Source organism: Streptomyces sp. NPDC087906 (genome assembly GCF_055584925.1).
Genome location: NZ_JBVJLC010000024.1, coordinates 1 through 2,869, shown reverse-complemented (window position 1 = coordinate 2,869; position 2,869 = coordinate 1). Strand labels below are relative to the sequence as shown.

Sequence of the window (2,869 nt, the reverse complement as noted above, 5' to 3'; positions counted from 1 at the left end):
AAATCGAAAACTCACTCAACACCCACCCCGACATCGCCAGCACAGCCGTCATCGTCCGCGAAGACACCCCCGGCGACAAACGACTCACCGCCTACCTCACCACCACCTCAGGTGCCGACCCGGACACCAACGAACTGCGTGCCCATCTCCAGAGCCAGCTCCCCGACTACATGGTCCCGGCGTCCTACGTCACACTCGACCAGCTCCCCCTGACCCCCAACGGCAAGGTCGACACCAAAGCCCTCCCGGCTCCTGATCACCACCGCCCCGATATCGACGCGACCTACACCGCCCCCCGGACCACAGCCGAGCACGTCGTCACCACCATCTGGTCCGAGATCCTCGGCATCGACACGATCGGCGTCCACGACAACTTCTTCGCGCTCGGGGGCCATTCGCTGCTCGCGACGCGGGTGACCTCCCGGCTGCGGCAGCAGCTCGGCATCGACGTGCCGGTCCGCACGCTCTTCACCTCACCCACGCCGGCGACCCTGGCGGTGGCCATGCGTGAGCTGGCGACGGCCGACGAGGCACCGCTCGTACCGGTGGACCGTACGGACGGTGCGCTGCCGCTGTCCTTCGCCCAGCAACGCCTCTGGTTCCTCGATCAGTTGACGCCCGGAAGCGCCGAGTACCTGGTCCCCTTCGGCCTGCGTATCCGCGGCGAGCTGAACGCCGGCGCTTTGGGCGCTGCCTTCACCGCTCTGGTGGCCCGGCACGAGATCCTGCGGACCCGGTTCGTCACCGACGACTCCGGGCGGCCCTCGCAGATCGTGGACGCGCCGTGGTCGGTCACCCCGGTGGTGCACGAGGTGCGGACCGCCGCCGCTCCTGAGGACAGGGAGCGGACCGCGCAGGAGATCATGGAAGCTGAGGCACGCCGCCCGTTCGACCTGGACAGCGGACGGCTGCTGCGCGTGGACCTGGTCCGCGTCGCGGAGGACGACCAGTACCTCCTGATCACGCTGCACCACATCGTCTCGGACGGCTGGTCGGCGGGGATCCTGGCGCGCGAACTGCGCGAGCTGTACGCGGCGGCCCTGGCCGACCGCGAGGGAACGCTCCCCGAACTCCCGGTCCAGTACGCGGACTTCGCCGTCTGGCAGCGGAAGCAGCTCACCGGCGACTTCCTGGACAAGCAGTTGGCGTACTGGCGTGAGCGCCTGACCGGTGTGCCGGTGCTGGAACTGCCCACGGACCACGGACGCCCCGCCGAGCGCGAGGGCGCCGCAGGGGACACCGTGTACTTCACCCTTCCGGCCGAGGTCGCTGAGCAGCTCCGCTCGGCGGCGGGACGGCAGGGCGCGAGCCTGTTCATGACGCTCCTGTCCCTGTTCCAGGTCGTGCTGGCCCGCTACGGCCGCCAGGACGACATCGCGGTCGGCACCCCCATCGCGGGCCGCAACCGCGCCGAGACCGAAGACCTGATCGGCTTCTTCGTCAACACCCTGGTGATGCGGACCGACCTGTCCGGCGACCCGACGTTCGGCGAGCTGGTCAACCGCGTCAAGGACACGGCGCTGGGCGCGTACGACCACCAGGACCTGCCGTTCGAGCGGCTGGTGGACGAGCTGGCACCGAACCGCGATCTGTCGCGCAACCCGCTGTTCCAGACCCTCTTCGTGTTCCAGAACACTCCGGACGGCGACACGTGGAGCCTGCCCGGCCTCGAAGTCGAGCAGGTCGGCGTGGGCGGCCAGGACGCGAAGTTCGACCTGCAGCTCACGGCGGCGGAGTCGGGCGGCGAGGTGCTGGCGGCGCTGGAGTACCGGACGGATCTGTTCGACCGGGCGCGGATCGAGCGCATGGCCGGCCACCTGGCCACGCTGGCGGCTTCCGTGGCGGCCACCCCTGACGCACGTCTGTCCGAGCTGAACATGCTGACAGCGCAGGAGCGGCAGCAGATCCTGGTCGACTGGAACGGAACCACAGGCCCCTACCCCGACACGGCGACCATGCACCAGCTCATCGAGGACCGGGTCGCAACGGACCCGGATGCCGTGGCTCTCACGTATGGCGACGAGCAGTGGACATACGCGCAGCTCAATGCGCGCGCCAACCAGCTCGCCCACCACCTGCGTAGTACGGGCATCAGGCCGGACACGCTGATCGCCGTCTGCCTCGACCGCTCGCCGCAACTCATCGCCGCATTGCTCGGCATCCTGAAAGCCGGGGCCGCGTTCGTGCCCCTGGACCCTGAGTACCCGACGGAACGCATCACCTACATGATCGAGGACGCCCAGGCGCCGCTCATCATCACCAGCACGGGGCACACCGACCGGCTTCCGGCCGATACTCCGCGGCTGCTCGTGGACGCGCAGTGGCCGGAGGGCCCCACCGAAAACCCGCTGCCCCTGGCCTCCCCGGACGATCTCGCCTACATCATCTACACCTCAGGCTCCACCGGCCGGCCCAAGGGCGTCGCCCTCGAACACCGGGGCGTCGTCAACTACCTCCACTGGTGCGACCAGAACTACCCCGTCACCGAACCCGGCGGGATCGGCACCATCCTGTACTCGTCGATCACGTTCGACCTCACCATCACCGCTCTGTTCCTGCCCCTCATCCAGGGCACCCAGCTCGCCATCCCCCAGACCGAGCCCGGTCAGAGCGCCTTCGACGCCGCCATCGACATGATCCTCACCGACGTCCCGATCAGCTTCCTGAAGGCCACCCCGTCCCACCTGGAAATCCTCGCCGCACACCTGACCAGCCAGAACGCCACGCACCACATCACCACCATCGTCGCCGGCGGGGAGAACCTCACCCCCACCCTCGTCTCGCAGCTCCTCGACACCAGCACCACCCACACCACCATCAGCAACGAATACGGCGCCACCGAAGGCTCCGTCGCCAACGTCATGAGCCT

General features: G+C 68.6%; 1 protein-coding gene. It reads left to right on the top strand.

Features of this window, described 5'->3' with window-relative positions; translation table 11 throughout:
- Nucleotides 1–2,869: condensation domain-containing protein (locus ACZ63I_RS34975; protein ID WP_469343574.1), on the top strand; the 2,869-nt coding region annotated here is incomplete at both ends.